Annotated in this window: 17 protein-coding genes; 6 read left to right on the top strand and 11 right to left on the bottom strand. The window is 68.8% G+C overall.

Annotation, left to right across the window (positions count from 1 at the left end):
- Positions 1 to 140: 140 nt before the first annotated feature.
- Positions 141 to 983, top strand: a complete 843-nt coding sequence (locus B0B14_RS07835) for a dienelactone hydrolase family protein (RefSeq protein WP_076680858.1) — start codon at positions 141 to 143, stop codon at positions 981 to 983.
- Positions 984 to 1047: 64 nt separating this feature from the next.
- Here the strand turns inward: B0B14_RS07835 and tpiA are convergent, their stop codons facing one another.
- The 9 genes from tpiA to B0B14_RS07880 form a co-directional block, all read right to left on the bottom strand.
- Positions 1048 to 1839 (bottom strand): triose-phosphate isomerase, encoded by a 792-nt coding sequence (tpiA, locus tag B0B14_RS07840; RefSeq protein WP_076680859.1) that lies wholly within the window; start codon positions 1837 to 1839, stop codon positions 1048 to 1050.
- On the bottom strand, positions 1827 to 3044 hold the full coding sequence (gene pgk, locus B0B14_RS07845) for a phosphoglycerate kinase (RefSeq protein WP_076680860.1): 1218 nt from the start codon (positions 3042 to 3044) through the stop codon (positions 1827 to 1829). Before pgk ends, tpiA begins: the two co-directional genes overlap by 13 nt.
- A gap of 8 nt (positions 3045 to 3052) precedes the next feature.
- On the bottom strand, positions 3053 to 4063 hold the full coding sequence (gene gap / locus B0B14_RS07850) for a type I glyceraldehyde-3-phosphate dehydrogenase (RefSeq protein WP_076680861.1): 1011 nt from the start codon (positions 4061 to 4063) through the stop codon (positions 3053 to 3055).
- A 263-nt stretch (positions 4064 to 4326) separates the two neighbouring features.
- Positions 4327 to 4947, bottom strand: coding sequence for a superoxide dismutase (locus B0B14_RS07855; protein WP_076680862.1), 621 nt, complete (start codon positions 4945 to 4947; stop codon positions 4327 to 4329).
- A 142-nt stretch (positions 4948 to 5089) separates the two neighbouring features.
- Positions 5090 to 6067 (bottom strand): DNA-binding protein WhiA, encoded by a 978-nt coding sequence (gene whiA / locus B0B14_RS07860; protein WP_076680863.1) that lies wholly within the window; start codon positions 6065 to 6067, stop codon positions 5090 to 5092.
- A 63-nt stretch (positions 6068 to 6130) separates the two neighbouring features.
- Positions 6131 to 7015 (bottom strand): RNase adapter RapZ, encoded by an 885-nt coding sequence (gene rapZ, locus B0B14_RS07865; protein ID WP_076680864.1) that lies wholly within the window; start codon positions 7013 to 7015, stop codon positions 6131 to 6133.
- A gap of 32 nt (positions 7016 to 7047) precedes the next feature.
- Positions 7048 to 8955 (bottom strand): excinuclease ABC subunit UvrC, encoded by a 1908-nt coding sequence (gene uvrC, locus B0B14_RS07870; RefSeq protein WP_076680865.1) that lies wholly within the window; start codon positions 8953 to 8955, stop codon positions 7048 to 7050.
- A 10-nt stretch (positions 8956 to 8965) separates the two neighbouring features.
- The gene (gene uvrA, locus B0B14_RS07875; RefSeq protein ID WP_076680866.1) at positions 8966 to 11884 is read right to left on the bottom strand and encodes an excinuclease ABC subunit UvrA; all 2919 of its coding nucleotides are present in this window, start codon (positions 11882 to 11884) and stop codon (positions 8966 to 8968) included.
- Positions 11885 to 11984: 100 nt separating this feature from the next.
- Entirely contained in the window at positions 11985 to 12431 is a 447-nt protein-coding gene (locus B0B14_RS07880; protein WP_076680867.1) for a MarR family winged helix-turn-helix transcriptional regulator, read from the bottom strand.
- Positions 12432 to 12468: 37 nt separating this feature from the next.
- Here B0B14_RS07880 and B0B14_RS07885 point away from each other — a divergent pair, with 37 nt between their 5' ends.
- A complete protein-coding gene (locus B0B14_RS07885) occupies positions 12469 to 12699 on the top strand; it encodes a hypothetical protein (RefSeq protein WP_076680868.1) in 231 nt (76 codons plus the stop codon).
- A gap of 19 nt (positions 12700 to 12718) precedes the next feature.
- On the opposite strand, the gene uvrB is transcribed toward B0B14_RS07885, so the two are convergent.
- On the bottom strand, positions 12719 to 14800 hold the full coding sequence (uvrB, locus tag B0B14_RS07890) for an excinuclease ABC subunit UvrB (protein ID WP_076681340.1): 2082 nt from the start codon (positions 14798 to 14800) through the stop codon (positions 12719 to 12721).
- Positions 14801 to 15072: 272 nt separating this feature from the next.
- The gene (gene coaE, locus B0B14_RS07895; protein ID WP_076680869.1) at positions 15073 to 15699 is read right to left on the bottom strand and encodes a dephospho-CoA kinase; all 627 of its coding nucleotides are present in this window, start codon (positions 15697 to 15699) and stop codon (positions 15073 to 15075) included.
- A gap of 220 nt (positions 15700 to 15919) precedes the next feature.
- On the opposite strand from coaE, the gene B0B14_RS07900 reads away from it, so the two are divergent.
- The 4 genes from B0B14_RS07900 to B0B14_RS07915 are packed head-to-tail and all read left to right on the top strand — an operon-like array spanning position 15920 to position 18124.
- A complete protein-coding gene (locus B0B14_RS07900) occupies positions 15920 to 16474 on the top strand; it encodes a hypothetical protein (protein WP_076680870.1) in 555 nt (184 codons plus the stop codon).
- A gap of 47 nt (positions 16475 to 16521) precedes the next feature.
- Positions 16522 to 17070, top strand: a complete 549-nt coding sequence (locus B0B14_RS07905) for a signal peptidase I (RefSeq protein WP_083710401.1) — start codon at positions 16522 to 16524, stop codon at positions 17068 to 17070.
- Positions 17067 to 17597, top strand: coding sequence for an LPXTG cell wall anchor domain-containing protein (locus tag B0B14_RS07910; RefSeq protein WP_076680871.1), 531 nt, complete (start codon positions 17067 to 17069; stop codon positions 17595 to 17597). The genes B0B14_RS07905 and B0B14_RS07910 overlap by 4 nt, the downstream gene beginning before the upstream one ends.
- A complete protein-coding gene (locus tag B0B14_RS07915; RefSeq protein ID WP_143733648.1) occupies positions 17594 to 18124 on the top strand; it encodes a hypothetical protein in 531 nt (176 codons plus the stop codon). Before B0B14_RS07910 ends, B0B14_RS07915 begins: the two co-directional genes overlap by 4 nt.
- The last annotated feature ends 62 nt before the right edge of the window (positions 18125 to 18186 follow it).

Raw genomic sequence — 18186 nt, forward strand, 5'->3', positions numbered from 1 at the left:
CCTTTCGCTGCGACCCGTCGGATCGCACAAGTGTTCATTATACCGTCAGGCCGGGCTGCGACTCGACCCGAGTGACGCGGCCTCTCCACAGGCCCGCCTCGGCCGTCGCTCCCGCGAGCGGTGCGGCGTATCATCCGAGCATGCACCGCCGCATCGTCGTCATCACGCTGGCCGCCCTCCTCACCCTCACCGCCACTCCCGCCGCCCACGGGGCGGTTCAGCCGCCGTCTGCGGTCACCGTCGCCCAGGGGCTCCCCGTCGCGACATCCACCGTCACCGTGTCGCAGAACGGCCGCACCTTCACGGCTCGGATGGTGCAGCCGACGGGTTCGGCTCCCGGCTCGTACCCCGTCGTCGGCTTCGGCCACGGCTTCGTGCAGTCCACGTCGCGGTACGCCTCCACCCTCGCCGCCCTCGCGGCGAGCGGGTACATCGTGATCGCTCCGGAGACGCAGACCGGGCTCCTGCCCAACCACGGCGCCCTCGCCGACGACCTCCGCGCGGCGATCGCGTGGGGACACCGCACGCAGCCCAACGCTCATCCCACTCTCGATGCCGTCGCCGGGCACTCCATGGGCGGAGGAGCAGCGGTGCTGGCCGGCTCCCGGCAGCCCGACATCGACGCGGTGGCGACCCTCGCCGCCGCCGAGACCCGGCCGTCCTCGACATCGGCCGCGACCCAGCTGCGGGTGCCGTCGCTCTTCGTGACCGGCACCTCCGACACCGTCGTCGCGCCGTCCTCCACGCGCAAGATCTTCCAGAATGCGCCGACGCCCTCGACATGGGTGTCGATCACCGGCGGCTACCACTGCGGATTCGTCGATTCGTCGGCGTTCTTCGGCATCGGATGCGACCGCGGCGGAATCAGCCGAGGCACCCAGCTGCAGCTCTCGCAGCGCACGCTGATCTCGTGGCTCGACTACCGCCTCAAGGGAGCGCCGGCGTTCTCGTCACCCGCCGGAACGACCACCGAGTCGAAGTAGCTCAAGAGACGGCGAGAGGGCCCGCCGACCGTCACGCGGTCAGCGGGCCCTCTCCGTGGTGTCGTCAGACGCCGACGTGCTTCTGGTAGCGGATGATGGCGGCGAACTCGTCGACGAGGAGGCTCGCCCCACCGACGAGGGCGCCGTCGACATCGGGCTCGCGCATGAAGCTCGCGATGTTGCCGGACTTGACCGACCCGCCGTACAGGATGCGCGTGCGATCCGCGGCATCCTGACCGAGCTTGTCGGCCACGACGGCACGCAGCGCCGCGCAGACCTCCTGCGCCTGCTCGGGCGAGGCCACCTGGCCCGTGCCGATCGCCCAGACCGGCTCGTACGCCACGACGATCTCGGCACCGGCGGCCACACCCTCCAGGGCGACCTCCAGCTGACCGACCGATACCGCGGTGGGACCGGACTGCTCGCGCTGCTCCAGCGTCTCGCCGACGCAGATCACGGGCACGAGCCCGTGCTTCAGCGCCGCCTGTACCTTGGCCGCCACGACCTCGTCGGTCTCCGCGTGGTAGTCACGACGCTCCGAGTGGCCGATGATGACGTACGACGCGTTGAGCTTCTTCAGGAATGCACCCGAGATCTCGCCGGTGTAGGCACCGGAGTCGTGGGTCGACAGATCCTGCGCGCCGAGCGCGAACTCGATCTTGTCCTGGTCGAGCAGGATCTGCACGGTGCGGAGGTCCGTGAAGGGCGGGAAGACCGCCACCTCGACAGTGCCCGCGTCGTGCTTGGCATCCTTCAGCGACCAGTCGAGCTTCTGGACGAAGGCGACCGCCTGGAGGTGGTCGAGGTTCATCTTCCAGTTGCCCGCGATGAGGGGCTGTCTGTTCACGCCGACCATCCGAGGACCTCCAGTCCGGGTAGCTTCTTGCCTTCGAGGAACTCCAGGCTCGCGCCACCGCCCGTGGAGATGTGACCGAAGTCGCTGTCGGCGAAGCCGAGCTGGCGCACGGCCGCGGCCGAGTCGCCGCCTCCGACCACGCTCAGGCCTTCGACATCCGTCAGCGCCTTGGCGACGACGCGGGTGCCTTCGGCGAACGCGGGCATCTCGAACACGCCCATGGGGCCGTTCCAGAAGACCGTCCTCGACGAGCGGATCGCGTCCGCGAAGAGCTTCGCCGTCTCGGGCCCGATGTCCAGGCCCAGTCCGTCGGCGCCGAACGCCGTCTCCTCGAGCGCGTCCGCGGGCGCCACGACATGCGCGGCATCCGGTCCGAACGACTCGGCCATGACGGCGTCGACCGGGAGGATCAGCTCGACGCCGCGCTCCTTCGCCGCCTCCATGTAGCCGCGGACCGTTTCGATCTGGTCCGATTCGAGCAGCGACTTGCCCACCGGGAAGCCCTGCGCGGCGAGGAACGTGAAGAGCATTCCGCCGCCCACGAGGATCTTGTCGGCGCGAGGCAGGAGGTGGGCGATGACGCCCAGCTTGTCGCTCACCTTCGACCCGCCGAGCACGACCGCGTACGGACGCTCCGGGTTCTCGGTCAGGCGGTCGAGGACGTCGACCTCCTTCTCGATGAGGTAGCCGGCGGCCGACGGCAGGATCTCGGCCAGATCGTAGACCGAGGCCTGCTTGCGGTGCACGACGCCGAAGCCGTCCGACACGAGCACGTCGCCGAGCTGAGCCAGCTCCTCCGCGAAGGCGCGACGCTGGGCGTCGTCCTTCGCGGTCTCGCCGGGGTTGAAGCGGAGGTTCTCGATGACGGCGACATCTCCGTCTTCGAGGGCGGCAACGGCATCCTGTGCCGACTCCCCCACCGTGTCACGGGCGAACGCGACGGGCTTGCCGAGCAGCTCGGACAGCCGCTGAGCGACCGGCGCGAGGCTGAACTTGGCGTCGGGCGCCCCGTCGGGGCGGCCCAGGTGCGAGCAGGCGATGACCCGCGCGCCCTGGTTGATGAGGTGGTTCAGCGTGGGAAGCGCTGCACGCACGCGGCCATCGTCCGTGATGACGCCGTCCTTCAGGGGGACGTTGAAGTCGACACGGACGATGACGCGCTTGCCTGCGAGCGAACCCAGCGAATCGAGGGTGCGCAGAGCCATGACTGAGATCAGAGCTTCTCGGCGACGAGTTCTGCGAGGTCGACGAGACGGTTCGAGTAGCCCCACTCGTTGTCGTACCAGGCGGAGACCTTGACGAGGTTGCCCGAGACGTTGGTCTGACCGGCGTCGAAGATCGACGAGTGCGGGTCCTTCACGATGTCGGTCGAGACGATCGCGTCGGTGTTGTACTTGAGGTATCCGACGAGGGATCCCTCGGCGGCCGCCTTCTCGTACGCGGCGTTGATCGTGTCGACGGTCAGGCCCTCGGTGGGGGTGATGATCGTGAGGTCGACGATCGAGCCGGTGGGGATCGGCACACGGTACGACGAGCCGCTCAGCTTGCCCTGGAGCTCCGGGAGCACGAGGCCGATGGCCTTCGCGGCACCCGTCGAGGCGGGGACGATGTTGAGCGCGGCTGCGCGCGCGCGGTGCAGGTCGCCGTGGGGGCCGTCCTGGAGGTTCTGGTCGGCCGTGTAGGCGTGCGCGGTCATCATGAAGCCGCGCTCGATGCCGAACGCATCGTTGAAGACCTGCGCGAGCGGGGCGAGGCAGTTCGTCGTGCACGACGCGTTGGAGATGACGTTCATGGTGGCGTTGTCGTAGTCGCCGTCGTTGACGCCCATGACGAACGTGCCGTCGACGTCGGTGCCCGGCGCCGAGATGATGACCTTCTTCGCGCCACCGGCGATGTGCTTCTTCGCGTCGGCGGCGTTCGTGAAGCGGCCGGTCGACTCGATGACGATGTCCACTCCGAGCTCGCCCCAGGGCAGGTTGGCCGGGTCGCGCTCTTCGAACACCTTGATGGCCTTGCCGTTCACCGTGATCGAGTCGGCGTCGTACGACACCTCGGCGTCGAGGCGACCGCCGACGGAGTCGTACTTGAGCAGGTGGGCGAGGGTCTTGTTGTCGGTGAGGTCGTTCACCGCCACGATCTCGAGGTCGGCGCCCTGTTCGAGGGCGGCCCGCAGGAAGTTGCGTCCGATGCGGCCGAAGCCGTTGATTCCGATCTTGACAGTCACGGTGTGTCTCCCGATATCACTCGCGCCGGTAGCACCTGATCGGCACACCTGCCGCGCGATCTTCTCTATACAACGGGAGGATGCTGCGATCCGGCCCGCTCGGGCGGGACCGTGGGCATCCTCACCTGGTCCGACACTACCGCAGGGCGCCTCTCGGCGACGAGGGACGAAGGTCCCGAAATCGGTCGTGTTCGTCTGCTGTTCACACGAATGCCCGGAGCACCCTGTGCGGGTGGTCCGGGCATCCGTTCACGCGAGTGCGATCAGACGAGCAGGCCTGCGGTCTGAGTCTGCGCGCGGGCGAAGCGCGCCTGCACATCGGACCAGTTCGCGATGTTCCAGAACGCCTTGACGTAGTCTGCGCGCACGTTCTTGTAGTCGAGGTAGTACGCGTGCTCCCAGACGTCCAGGAGCAGCAGCGGCACCGTGCCCGCCGCGAACTGCGACTGCTGGTCGAAGAACTGCTGGATGATGAGGTTCTCGCCGATCGAGTCCCAGAACAGACCCGCCCAGCCCGACCCCTGCACGCCGAGCGCGGCGGCGGTGAAGTGCGCCGTGAACTTGTCGAACGATCCGAAGTGGTCGGTGATCGCGGACTCGAGCTCGCCGGTGGGCTTGTCGCCGCCGTCCGGCGACATGTTCGTCCAGAAGATCGAGTGGTTCGTGTGACCGCCGAGGTTGAACGCGAGGTCCTTCTCGAGCTTGTTCACCGAGGCGAAGTCGCCCTTGTCGCGCGCCTCGGCGAGCTGCTCGAGCGCGGTGTTCGCGCCCGTCACGTACGCCTGGTGGTGCTTGTCGTGATGCAGCTGCATGATCGATGCGCTGATGTGCGGCTCCAGAGCCGCGTAGTCGTACGGGAGGTCGGGCAAGGTGTACTTCGCCATGTTCACTTCTTCCTGTCGGCGCCGCGCGGGAACGTGTCCACACGGCGGGGGTGACCGAATGTCATCCTACCGAGAGGGCAACACCGCCGTCGTGGGGTTGCTTCCCACGAAGTCGCGGAGTAACGCGAGGGACGAGCGGAGCTCAGTCCTCCATGCCGGCCGGCACGGCGGACTCCGTGCCCGGGATGCCGTCGATCTCGGCCTTCTTGTCGGCCATCGCGAGCAGGCGACGGATGCGGCCGGCGACGGCGTCCTTCGTGAGGGGCGGGTCGGCGTGGTGACCCAGTTCGTCGAGGCTCGCGTCGCGGTGCGAGAGGCGCAGCTCCCCCGCTTCGCGCAGGTGCTCGGGAACCTCGTCGGCGAGGATCTCCAGCGCGCGCTCGACGCGTGCGCACGCGGCGACGGCGGCCTGAGCCGAACGACGGAGGTTCGCGTCGTCGAAGTTCACCAGGCGGTTCACGCCCGCGCGCACCTCGCGGCGCTGGCGGAGCTGATCCCAGTCGGCGGCGGCACGGCGCGCACCCATCTCGGCGAGTGCCTGGCGGATCGCCTCCCCCTCGCGCACCACGACGCGCGGCACGCCGCGGACCTCGCGGGCCTTCGCGGGGATGCCGAGGCGGTGCGCGGCGCCCACGAGGGCCATCGCGGCCTCACCCGACGGGCACGTCACTTCGAGAGCGGCCGAACGACCCGGTTCGGAGAGCGATCCCGCCGCGAGGAACGCACCGCGCCAGACGGCGGCGAGGTCGGGGCGGGCACCGGTCGTGAGCTTGTTGGGAAGGCCCCGCACCGGACGCCGGCGCTGGTCGAGCAGGCCGGTCTGACGCGCGAGCGTCTCGCCGCCCTCGATCACCCGGACGGCGTAGTGCGACCCGGTGCGTCCGCCGGAGCCCTGCACGTGCACGAGCTCGGGACGGACGCCGTAGATCTCCATGAGATCGCGTGCCACACGGCGTGCGAGCACGTCGGAATCGAGCTCGGCCTCCACGGCCACGCGGTTCGCGATCGAGTGGAGCCCCCCGGAGAACCGCAGAAGCGACGTGAGTTCGGCGACACGCGCCGACGGGCGCGGATCGCGCACGGTTGTCAGCTCGGCCTTCACGTCAGCGGTCAGCGACACAGCTCTCCTTGCGGCAGTCAGGGGTGGGGACGAAGGAACAGCCTACCCGCCCCCGCGCGTGGGCTACTCCCGGCCGAGGTCGCGGTCCTTGACCCGCACAGCGACGCCGGGGACGTTCTGGAGCCGCGCAGCGAGCTGGCGGGCCATCACGACCGAGCGGTGCTTTCCGCCCGTGCACCCGATCGCGACGACGGAGTGGCGCTTGTTCTCGCGCTGGTACCCCTCGAGGACCGGAACGAGGGCGGCGGCGTACGCGTCGATGAATTCGAGCGCGCCCGGCTGCGCGAGGACGTAGTCGCGGACGGCGTCGTCCTCACCGGTGAGCGCGCGCAGATCGGCGCTCCAGAACGGATTCGGGAGGAACCGCATGTCCGCCACGAGGTCGGCGTCGGCGGGAAGGCCGTACTTGAAGCCGAAGCTCTGGATCGTGAGGGCGTGGCGGGCGGAGCCCTCTTCGGAGAACAGGTCGATCACGGCCGTCGCGAGCTGATGGATGTTGAAGTCCGACGTGTCGATGATGACGTCGGCGCTCTCGCGGATGGCGGCCAGGCGCGCCCGCTCGGCCCGGATGCCGTCGACGATCGTGCCGTCGCCCTGGAGGGGGTGCGGCCGCCGGACGGCTTCGAATCGACGCACGAGGACGTCGTCGGAGGCATCCAGGAACATGACCCGGAGCTGCTGCCGGGCGTCGCGCAAGGCGCGGGTCACCTCGGGGAGCTGCGCGAAGAGATCGCGTCCGCGCACGTCGACGACGACCGCCACCTTCGGCAGCGCGTCACCGGCACGGCCGGTGAGCTCCAGCAGCGGCTTGAGCATCTGCGGGGGCAGGTTGTCGACCACGTACCAGTCGAGATCTTCGAGCGCGTTGGCCGCCGTCGTGCGACCGGCCCCCGACATCCCCGTCACGATGAGGATCTCGCCTCTGTCGCGGTTGTCCTGCTCCACCATGAAACCCCCGTCGTGTGGTTCCAGCCTAGCGATCACGCGGCGGTGGTCGCGTCGCTCAGGTGCGCGTGGATGGCGGCGGCGAGCTTCGGACCGACACCGGGCAGCTCGGTGATCTCTTCGGGCGTGGCCTGCTTGAGCGCGGCGACCGAGCCGAAGTGCCGGAGCAGCGCCTTGATGCGGGCGTCGCCGAGACCCGGGATCTCGGCGAGCACGCTCTGGATGTCGCGCCGGCGGCGCTTGCGCTGATGGGTGATCGCGAAGCGGTGGGCCTCGTCGCGCAAGCGCTGGAGGAGGTACAGCGCTTCGGAGGTGCGCGGCAGGATGACGGGGTACTCCTCCCCTGGCAGCCACACCTCCTCGAGTCGCTTGGCGATGCCGCACAGGGCGACCTCTTCGTGGCCGGCGTCGCGGAGGGCGCGTGCCGCGGCCTCCACCTGCGGCTGTCCGCCGTCGACGACGAGAAGCTGCGGGCGGTACGCGAAGCGCGGGCGCTTCTTCGTCGTGACGACTTCCCCGTCGTCGGTGACCTCGGGTTCGGGTTCGACCTCTTCGGGTCGATCGAGATACGCGAGACGGCGCATGAGCACCTGGTACATCGAGTCGGTGTCGTCGGTCGTCTCCGGCACCCCGAACGAGCGGTACTGGTCTTTGCGCGGAAGCCCGTCTTCGAAGACGACCATCGAGGCGACCACGTTGGTGCCGCTGAGGTGCGACACGTCGAAGCACTCGATGCGCAGGGGCGCGTCGGCCAGTCCGAGCGCCTCCTGGAGGTCGGTGAGCGCCTGCGAGCGAGCCACGTAGTCGCTCGTGCGCCGGGTCTTGTGCAGCATCAGCGCCTGCTGCGCGTTCAGCGTCGCGGTGCGCAGGAGGTCGGCCTTGCGCCCGCGCTGCGCGACCTGGAGCGAGACGTTGCGCCCCCGCTTGTCGCGCAGCCACTGCTCGAGCTCCTCGGCGTCGTCGGGAAGCGCCGGCACCAGCACCTGGCGCGGGATGTCGGAGGCCGCCGCTGCACCGTAGGTGCGCTGCAGCACCTGATCGACGAGGTCGGCGCCGGAGATGTCGAGCTCCTTCTCGATCGTCGTGGCGCGCACGCCGCGCACCCTGCCGCCCCTCACCACGAAGTGCTGCACCGTCGCAGCGAGCTCGTCTTCGGCGATGCCGAACAGATCGGCGTCGGTGTCGGGCGCCAGCACGAGCGCGCTCTTGTTGAGCACGGCCTCGATCGCCTGGAGCTTGTCGCGATAGACCGCGGCCGACTCGTAGTCCATGGCCGCCGACGCCTCGCGCATGCGTGCCGTCAGCTCCTTCGCGAACCGCTGATCGCCGCCCGCCATGAACGAGACGAAGTCGTCGACGATCGCACGGTGCTCCTCGATCGTGACCTTCATGGAGCAGGGTCCGCCGCAGCGTCCGATCTGGCCGGGGAAGCACGGCCTCCCCGTGGCCATCGCCTTCTTGTACGAGGAATCCGAGCACGTGCGGATCGGGAACACCCGGATCATGAGGTCGATCGTGTCGTGCACCGCCCACACCTTCGGGTACGGACCGAAGTACTTCGCCCCCGGGATGCGGTGGTTGCGCGTCACGATGACGCGCGGGGCCTCGTCGCCGAGGGTGATCGCCATGAACGGATAGGACTTGTCGTCCTTGTACCGGACGTTGAAGGGCGGGTCGAACTCCTTGATCCATTGGTACTCGAGCTGCAGGGAGTCGACGTCGCTGCCGACGACGGTCCACTCGACGGATGCCGCGGTCAGCACCATCCGCCGCGTGCGCTCGTGCAGGGTGCGCAGCGGCGCGAAGTAGTTCGACAGGCGCGCGCGCAGGTTCTTGGCCTTGCCGACGTACAGCACCCGTCCGTCGCCGTCGCGGAAGCGGTACACGCCCGGATGGGTGGGGATCTCCCCCGCCTTCGGCTTGTACGGAAGCTGGTCAGCCATGCCCTGGTGCTCAGCCCGCCTTGCGCGCTTCGACGGCCGACTGGCGGCCCGGGAGGATCTCGGCGAGGAAGCGACCGGTGTGGCTCGCCTCCTTGCGCGCGACCTGCTCGGGAGTGCCCGTCGCCACGATCGTGCCGCCGCCGGATCCGCCCTCGGGGCCGAGGTCGATGATCCAGTCCGCCGACTTGATGACGTCGAGGTTGTGCTCGATCACGATGACCGTGTTGCCCTTGTCGACGAGCTCGCTGAGCACCTCGAGCAGACGACGCGTATCTTCGAAGTGCAGACCCGTCGTGGGTTCGTCGAGGACGTAGATCGAGCGACCGTTGGAGCGGCGCTGCAGCTCGGTCGCGAGCTTGACGCGCTGCGCCTCGCCCCCGGAGAGCGTCGTGGCGGACTGCCCGAGCCGCACGTAGCCGAGCCCCACGTCGACGAGTGTGCGCAGGTAGCGGTGGATGGCCTGGATCGGCTCGAAGAACTCCGCGGCATCCGCGATCGACATCTCGAGCACCTCGGCGATGTTCTTGCCCTTGTAGTGCACCGAGAGCGTGTCGCGGTTGTAGCGCTTGCCGTGGCAGACCTCGCAGTCGACGTAGACGTCGGGGAGGAAGTTCATCTCGATCTTGATCGTGCCGTCGCCGGAGCACGCGTCGCAGCGTCCGCCCTTGACGTTGAAGCTGAACCTGCCCGGCTGGTAGCCACGCGCCTTCGCCTCGAGCGTCTCGCTGAACAGCGTGCGGATGCGGTCGAAGACGCCCGTGTAGGTCGCCGGGTTCGATCGCGGTGTGCGACCGATCGGCGCCTGGTCGACGTGCACGACCTTGTCGAGGTTGTCGAGCCCCACGACCCGCGTGTGCTTGCCCGCCACCCGCCGGGCGCCGTTGAGCCGTGTCGCGAGCACTTCGTAGAGGATGCCGTTGACCAGCGACGACTTTCCCGACCCGCTGACGCCGGTGACCGCCGTCAGCACGCCGAGCGGGAAGTCGACCGTGACGTTCTGAAGATTGTTCTCGCGCGCCCCGACGACCGTGATCTGGCGGCTCTTGTCGATCTTTCGGCGCTTCTTCGGCGTCGGGATCTCCCGGCGGCCCGAGAGGTAGTCGCCGGTGATCGAGTTGCGATCCTCCAGGAGTGAGGCGAGGGGGCCCGAATGCACGACGTCGCCACCGTGCACACCCGCGCGAGGTCCGATGTCGACGACCCAGTCGGCGGCGTGGATGGTCTCCTCGTCGTGTTCGACGACGATCAGCGTGTTCCCCAGGTCGCGAAGGGTGAGCAGAGTCTCGATGAGCCGGCGGTTGTCGCGCTGGTGCAGGCCGATCGAGGGTTCGTCGAGCACGTACAGCACGCCCGTCAGCCCCGAGCCGATCTGCGTGGCGAGGCGGATGCGCTGCGCCTCGCCGCCCGACAGCGAGCCGGCGGAGCGGCTGAGGCTGAGGTAGGTCAGTCCGACCTGGATGAGGAAGTCGAGCCGCGCGCGGATCTCGCGCAGGACGGCGGCCGCGATCTTGGCCTCGCGGTCGGTCAGCTCCAGGTTCGCGAAGAACCCCTGGGCGTCGGCGAGGCTGAGGCGGGATGCCTCGGCGATCGAGTGCCCGTGCACCATGACGGCGAGCACTTCGGGCTTGAGGCGGTTGCCGTCGCAGGCCGGGCACGGCACTTCGCGCAGATACTCCGACCAGCGCTGGCGCTGCGTGTCGGACTCGGCCTGCAGGTACTGGCGCTCGATGTAGGGCACGACGCCCTCGAAGCCCGACGCGTACCGCATCTCACGGCCGTAGCGGTTCTTCCACTTGACGGTGACCTTGTAGTCCTCGCCGCGGAGGACGGCATCCTGCACGTCGACCCGGAGGTCTTTCCAGGGGGTGTCGAGCGAGAAGTTCAGGTCGCGGGCGAGGCCCTCGAGCAGACGCTCGTAGTACTGGAAGAGACCCTTGCCCTGCGTCGTCCACGGCAGCAGCACGCCCTCGGCGATCGAGAGCTCCTCGTCGCCCAGCATGAGCTCGACGTCGACCGACATGCGGGTGCCCAGGCCCGAGCAGGTGGGGCAGGCGCCGAACGGCGCGTTGAAGGAGAAGGTGCGCGGCTCGATCTCGGTGAGCTGGAGCGGATGCCCGTTGGGGCACGCGAGCTTCTCGGAGAAGCTCTGCCACGCGTCGTCGCCTTCGCCGTCGACGAAGTTGACCTGCATCGTGCCTCCGGCGAGGCCGAGGGCGGTCTCGACGGAGTCGGTGACCCGACTCAGGATGTCGGGGGCGGCGACGAGTCGGTCGACGACGACCGCGATGTCGTGCTTGTAGCTCTTCTTGAGGACGGGCGGCTCGGCGAGCTGCACGAGCTCGCCGTCGACGATGGCGCGCGCGTATCCCTTCGCACCGAGCTCCTTGAAGAGGTCGACGAACTCGCCCTTCTTCTGCGAGACGACGGGCGCCACGATCTGGTACCGCGTGCGCTCGGGCAGCTCCATGAGCTGGTCGGCGATCTGCTGCACCGTCTGCCGCTGGATGATCTCGCCGCACTCGGGACAGTGCGGGACCCCGATGCGCGCCCACAGCAGGCGCATGTAGTCGTAGATCTCCGTGATCGTGCCGACGGTGGAGCGGGGGTTGCGGTTGGTCGACTTCTGATCGATCGACACGGCAGGGCTGAGACCCTCGATGAAGTCGACGTCGGGCCGGTCGACCTGACCGAGGAACTGGCGCGCGTAGGCGCTCAGCGACTCGACGTAGCGGCGCTGACCCTCGGCGAAGATCGTGTCGAACGCGAGGCTCGACTTGCCCGACCCCGAGAGCCCTGTGAACACGACGAGGGAGTCGCGCGGGATGTCGAGATCGATGTTCTTGAGATTGTGGACGCGCGCCCCGCGGACGCTGAGCTTGCCCCCGGGTGCGCCGAATCCCTGCTGCTTTCCCGAGTGGTTTCCGGGCACGACGACGGGTGAGATAGGCACCGGTCAAGTCTAGGCGGGGCCTCCGACATCGGCTCCGGGTTCGCGGTCGGCGGAGTGCGCCCACCGCGCGGGTGGGGCCTCAGGACCGCGCGCGCCCCCCGGCGAACGGCGCGAGGCCGTCGCGCAGCGCGCCGAGCTGCGCGGCATCCATCCCGACGATCTCCATGACCTGCGCGGGTACGGCCAGGGCGCGCTCGCGCAGCGCGCGTCCGTCCGCCGTGAGGGCGATCTCGAGCACGCGCTCGTCCTGCGCGCGGCGGCGCCGCGTCACGCGGCCCTGCGCCTCGAGTCGCTTCACGAGCGGCGAGAGCGTCGCGGGCTCCATGGCGAGCTCGTCGGCCAGCTCTCCGAGCGAGCGCGGCGACTGCTCCCAGAGGGCGAGCATCACGAGATACTGCGGATGCGTCAGCCCCAGGGGCTCGAGCACCGGACGGTAGATCGACACGACATTTCGGGCAGCCGTGACGATCGCGAAGCAGAGCTGATTCTCGAGCTTCAGCAGATCGTCGCGCGGATCGGTCTCCATGCGTCCACTCTACCAATTACTTAGTACACTAATCTTTATGACACGAAAGGACGCCGTTCCGCTGCGGCAGCGGATACGCGAGGCCGGCGGGCTCTACGCCTGGTTCAACGCCTCACTCATCCGCGTCGCCGGACCCGCGTCGGTCGGGCCGTACGAGACGACGCCCGAGCCCGAGCGCACAGAGCGCCCGTGTCCGCTGTGCGGCTCCGCGATGTCGCAGCACACGTTCGACCGGTCGGGCCCGAAGCCTCTCATGCACTGCCCCTGAGCGCGCACAGACTCCGAACTCAGGCGTGACCCGCACGCTCCATGGCGCGCAGCTCCTTCTTGAGGTCTTGCACCTCGTCGCGAAGACGCGCCGCGAGCTCGAACTTCAGCTCTCCCGCGGCCGCCAGCATCTGGTTCGACAGGTCGAGGATCGTCGCCTCGAGCTGGTTCGCCCCCTCGGCGGCGATGCCCTCGCGACGAAGGCCGGGCGTCGGGCTCTTGCCCTTGCCCGACTTGGTCTTCCCCGAGTCCTTGCGCGACATCATGGCCGCCGTGTCGGCGCCTTCGCGCGCGAGGACGTCGGTGATGTCGGCGATCCGCTTGCGCAGCGCCGTGGGCTCGATCCCGTTCTCGATGTTGTACGCGATCTGGCGATCCCGACGACGATCGGTCTCTTCGATGGCCTTGCGCATCGAGTCGGTCATGACGTCGGCGTACATGTGCACTTCGCCCGAGACGTTGCGCGCGGCACGGCCGATCGTCTGGATGAGCGAGGTGCCCGAGCGCAGGAACCCCTCTTTGTCGGCGTCGAGGATGGCCACGAGCGACACCTCGGGCAGGTCGAGACCCTCTCGAAGCAGGTTGATGCCGACGAGGACGTCGTAGACGCCGGCGCGCAGCTCACTGAGCAGCTCGACACGACGCAGAGTGTCGACATCGGAGTGGAGGTAGCGGACCCGCACTCCGTGCTCGCCGAGGAAGTCGGTGAGCTCTTCGGCCATCTTCTTCGTGAGGGTGGTGACGAGGGCGCGCTCATCACGCTCGGTGCGGATGCGGATCTCCTCGAGGAGATCGTCGATCTGACCCTTCGACGGCTTGACGATGATCTTCGGGTCGACCAGGCCGGTCGGGCGGATGATCTGCTCGACCACACCGTCGGCGATGCCCATCTCGTAGCGCCCGGGCGTCGCCGACAGGTAGACGGTCTGGCCCACGCGGTTCTTGAACTCGTCCCACCGGAGCGGTCGGTTGTCCATGGCGCTCGGAAGCCGGAATCCGTGCTCGACGAGCGTGCGCTTGCGCGAGGCATCCCCCTCGTACATGGCGCCGATCTGCGGGACCGCGACGTGCGACTCGTCGATCACCATGAGGAAGTCGTCGGGGAAGAAGTCGAGAAGCGTGTGCGGCGCCTCGCCCGGGGCGCGGCCGTCGATGTGGCGGGAGTAGTTCTCGATGCCCGAGCAGAATCCGAGCTGCTGCAGCATCTCGAGGTCGAAGGTCGTGCGCATGCGCAGACGCTGAGCCTCGAGCAGCTTGTTCTGCGACTCGAGCTCCTTCAGCCGCTCCTCGAGCTCGGCCTCGATCGTGCCGATCGCTCGCTGCACGGTGTCGGTGCCGGCGACGTAGTGCGAGGCGGGGAAGATCGGCACGGACTCCATCTTCTGCACGACGTCGCCGGTGAGCGGGTGCAGCATGTAGAGCGCCTCGATCTCGTCGCCGAACATCTCGATGCGGATCGCGTACTCCTCGTAGACGGGGATGATCTCGATCGTGTCGCCGCGCACGCGGAAGTTGCCGCGGGAGAAGTCGACGTCGTTGCGGTTGTACTGCATCGCGATGAACTTGCGGATGAGGGCGTCGCGGTCGTACCGCTCCCCCACCTGCAGCGCCACCATCGCACGCAGATACTCTTCGGGCGCCCCGAGGCCGTAGATGCACGACACCGTGGAGACCACGATGACATCGCGGCGCGACAGGAGCGAGTTCGTCGTGGAGTGGCGCAGCCGCTCGACCTCGGCGTTGATCGAGGAGTCCTTCTCGATGAAGGTGTCGGTCTGGGGGACGTAGGCCTCGGGCTGGTAGTAGTCGTAGTAGCTCACGAAGTACTCGACGGCGTTGTGGGGCATGAGCTCGCGGAACTCGTTGGCCAGCTGCGCGGCGAGGGTCTTGTTGTGTGCGAGCACCAGTGTGGGCCGCTGCACCTGCTCGACCAGCCACGCCGTCGTGGCGGACTTGCCCGTGCCGGTCGCGCCGAGGAGCACGACGTCGGTCTCGCCCGCGTTGATGCGCGCGGCGAGTTCGGCGATCGCCGCCGGCTGGTCACCGCTCGGCTGGAATTCGCTGACGACCTCGAAAGGCCGCACGCTGCGCGTCGTCTGCATCATTCCAGCGTAGGCGGGGCCTCGGACATCCGGCCCGCGGTTCGCCCCAGGCTGATCGGACGGAGCTAGGCGCGGTCGTCCTCACCGGATTCGAAGTCGCCCGTCGCGAAGTCGTCCCATTCCCATTCGTCGGGTCCGGCGGACTGCGCCATCCCGTCGCTGCGTCGTGCCATGTGCCGCTCCTCCCGTCGGTGGTGCTCTGGCGAGAGGCTACGCGCGCCGTGTGAACGGGTCGTATCAGGGCGGTATCGGTGCAGTGACCCTCCGGCAGGTCACCGACCCCCGGGAGCACGCGCGTCGAGAAGGGCGGGCAGCCCCGCCCACAGCTCGTCGGTCTGACGCAGCGTGTCGTCGATGTCGCCCGCCGTGTCGATCACGACGTCGGCGATCGCGAGCCGTGCGCGGTCGTCGACCTGTGACGCGAGGCGCGCCGCGGCATCCGCCTCGGTCATCCCCCGGAGCTCGACCAGTCGGCGGAGGCGCACCTCGGCCGGCGCGTGCGCGACCACGATGAGCTCCCACGGGTCGTCGGCGCGGGCTTCGACGAGAAGAGGGACGTCGTAGACCACGACCGCATCCGCGTCGTCCTCGACCGCTGCCGCGAAGCGCCGGGCCGACTCGGCGCGCACGGCGGGGTGCACGATCGCGTTGAGGCGGGCGATCGCGTCGGGGTCGCCGAACACCCGGCTGCCGAGCCCCCCTCGGTCCAGCGACCCGTCGGGGAGGATGACGTCGGCGCCGAATGCGGCGGCGATCGCAGTCAGCACGGGCGAGCCGGGCCGCTGCACGTCGCGCACGATGGCGTCCGCGTCCACGATCACGGCGCCGTGCGCGGCGAGCCGGGAAGCGATGGTCGATTTGCCGGACGCGATGCCTCCGGTCAGGGCGATGAGCGGCACGAGACGAGCATCCCACGCCCTCGGCGCGCCCGTCCCTGTTTCCATGCGCGTGAATGCACACCTCAGGATCACCTCAAGAAGGGGATCTGAAGGTCGCCCTGAGCCTGAGCCAAGGCCGCCCTGAGGCGGCCGCCATAACTTCGAGATGTCGCGAAGAACGGGGATCGCCTTGGGGGAGATCAGAACCGCGCGGCACACGAACTCACTGAAAAGGCAAGCCATGTCGAACCTCACCACCCAGACCGAGACCCGCCGCGACGCCCGCAAGAAGAACAAGCGCCGCCCGATCATCGCCTTCGCCCTCGCGACCCTCGCGGTCGGCGGCGTCGGTGCCGCGCTCACGAGCGCCGCCTGGACCGACAACGTCTTCTTCTCCGCGTCGGCCGACGCCGCGACCTTCGACCTGCAGGGCTCGCTCGACGGCACCGACTGGAAGCAGTCGGACAACAAGGAGAAGATCGAGCTCGTCGTTCCCGCGACGGCGTTCGCGAAGCTGCTCCCGGGCGAGACTCGCACGGTCACGCTGTACGTGAAGAACCTCGGCAACGTCAGCGCGAAGCTCGCCTCGTCGGTCGAGTGGTCGAGCGCGACGAACTTCGTCGTCAAGCCGGAGGCCGCGGTTTCGGACCTCGCGACCACGCTGACTCCCGCCACCACGAAGGGCGACTCCGACGCATTCACGCTCACGGTGAAGGCGCCGTCGGACTGGAAGCCGGACAACAAGGGCAAGGCCGGCACGATCATCGTCACGATCAGCGGCGAAGCCACCTCCTGATCGACCACCACCCGCACGCCCGCCATCGAGGAAGACAGGAGACCATCATGAACACGTTGCGACGGATCGCGATGATCGCCCTGTGGACCCTGGCGGGCGTGGGGGTGCTGTGCGGTGTCGTCTGGGGCGCCACCGCCGCCGGCGTCATCAAGCCGCTCATCGTGATCTCCGGCTCGATGGAGCCGGGGATCATGACGGGCGACCTCTTGATCGCCACCAAGACCGCCGCCTCGGACCTCGAGGTCGGCGACGTCGTGAGCCTGCCGAGCGAGCTCACCGACAAGCTCGTGACGCACCGCATCGTTGCGATCGAGGCAGCGGGGGACGGCTATCTCGTCACGATGAAGGGCGACAACAACGAGTTCGAGGACGCCCTCGACTACTCGATCACCGGCGACGTCTGGAAGCCCGAAGTCCAGGTGCCCGGCGCCGGATCGATCGTGATGCGCGCGACGACGCCCGCCGTGGCCGTGCCGCTGCTGATCGGCCTCGTCGCCCTCCTGGGCCTGACGCTGCTCCTCCCGGCTCCCGAGCCGCGCGAGCGCACGTCGCGCCGGGCGCGGGCGCAGGCTCTGAACGCCGAGGTCGCACGATGAAGCGCTGGGGCGCCGTCGTGCTGGCGGCCGTGATCGGAGGTGCCCTGGGAGCGGCATCGCTGACCGGCGCCGCCTCGGCATCGACCATCCCGTTCGACGTCGACTTCGGAATCGTGATGCCCGGGGAGGCACGCGAAGCCCGAGTGGATGTCGTCGTGCCCGTCATCTCGACGGTCACTGCGGCGGGATGGGATGAGATCACCGGAGACGGCGCCTGGGGTGCCGAACTGTGCGACGCGGGGGGCGCCTGCACACCGGTGACCGAGCTCGTGGGGACGACGTTGCAGATCGACACCTACGACCTCGTTCTGGGGGTAACCATGCCGGAGACGGCAACCGGTGCGGCCACGTCCGGACGTGGCCGCATCTCGCTCGAGGAGATCCCGGAGCTTCCCGTCACCGGCGGCCTGGCCGCCACGGGCGGGACGCTTCCGTGGATCGCCGCAGCGATCGGCGCCGCCGCTCTGGGGAGCGGCGCCGCCATCCTGATCCGCCGACGACGAACCGGAGAGGAGACGACCCGATGAGGATGCATCGCACACCGCGACTGCTCTCCGTCGTCGCCGCTCTCGCGCTCGTCGTGGGAGTCGGCGCCGGCGTCGCCGCCGTCTCCGAGACCCAGAGCGCCTGGGTCGACAGGGCCTACACCTCCGCCGCCGTCACCGCGGGCGAGTGGAGCGTTCCCGTGTCGAACGGCTGCACTGCCGTGTACACCGCGACCCAGCAGCCCGTCCCCGGTGCGACCTGCAGCATCACGCGGTCGTCGGTCAACCAGTGGAACACCACCCGCGACTACTACATCGAGCTGCGCTCGTCCGCGCACGGCCGCGGCATCCAGCACCTCGTGACGATCGACCTGTCGACCATCGCCGGCGGAGGGGCCTGGAACTGGGCCACGTCGATCACCGTCGCGAGCGGGTCCCAGACCGTCACGTCCTCCTGCGCGGAGCTGCCCATCCTGCGGGCGACGATGCCCGAGAACATCGGCGCGACGCCGCAGCTGTGGCAGCGCGTCGAGCAGCTGCCCACCTCTTCCGTCAAGACCTGCAAGTAGGCCCCGATGCCGGGTGAAGCATTCAGGGCCCTCTTCTGGGATATCATCGCCGAAGTGCCGGG

It is taken from the genome of Microbacterium sp. RU33B (genome assembly GCF_900155915.1).
Classification (GTDB): domain Bacteria; phylum Actinomycetota; class Actinomycetes; order Actinomycetales; family Microbacteriaceae; genus Microbacterium.

What these genes read in the sequence shown, in the direction of transcription:
- B0B14_RS07835 (WP_076680858.1), top strand. Translation starts at nt 141, where the DNA reads ATGCACCGCCGCATCGTCGTCATCACGCTGGCCGCCCTCCTCACCCTC.
- tpiA (WP_076680859.1), bottom strand. Translation starts at nt 1,839, where the DNA reads ATGGTCGGCGTGAACAGACAGCCCCTCATCGCGGGCAACTGGAAGATG.
- pgk (WP_076680860.1), bottom strand. Translation starts at nt 3,044, where the DNA reads ATGGCTCTGCGCACCCTCGATTCGCTGGGTTCGCTCGCAGGCAAGCGC.
- B0B14_RS07855 (WP_076680862.1), bottom strand. Translation starts at nt 4,947, where the DNA reads ATGGCGAAGTACACCTTGCCCGACCTCCCGTACGACTACGCGGCTCTG.
- rapZ (WP_076680864.1), bottom strand. Translation starts at nt 7,015, where the DNA reads ATGGTGGAGCAGGACAACCGCGACAGAGGCGAGATCCTCATCGTGACG.
- uvrC (WP_076680865.1), bottom strand. Translation starts at nt 8,955, where the DNA reads ATGGCTGACCAGCTTCCGTACAAGCCGAAGGCGGGGGAGATCCCCACC.
- B0B14_RS07880 (WP_076680867.1), bottom strand. Translation starts at nt 12,431, where the DNA reads ATGGAGACCGATCCGCGCGACGATCTGCTGAAGCTCGAGAATCAGCTC.
- B0B14_RS07885 (WP_076680868.1), top strand. Translation starts at nt 12,469, where the DNA reads ATGACACGAAAGGACGCCGTTCCGCTGCGGCAGCGGATACGCGAGGCC.
- uvrB (WP_076681340.1), bottom strand. Translation starts at nt 14,800, where the DNA reads ATGCAGACGACGCGCAGCGTGCGGCCTTTCGAGGTCGTCAGCGAATTC.
- B0B14_RS07900 (WP_076680870.1), top strand. Translation starts at nt 15,920, where the DNA reads ATGTCGAACCTCACCACCCAGACCGAGACCCGCCGCGACGCCCGCAAG.
- B0B14_RS07905 (WP_083710401.1), top strand. Translation starts at nt 16,522, where the DNA reads ATGAACACGTTGCGACGGATCGCGATGATCGCCCTGTGGACCCTGGCG.
- B0B14_RS07910 (WP_076680871.1), top strand. Translation starts at nt 17,067, where the DNA reads ATGAAGCGCTGGGGCGCCGTCGTGCTGGCGGCCGTGATCGGAGGTGCC.
- B0B14_RS07915 (WP_143733648.1), top strand. Translation starts at nt 17,594, where the DNA reads ATGAGGATGCATCGCACACCGCGACTGCTCTCCGTCGTCGCCGCTCTC.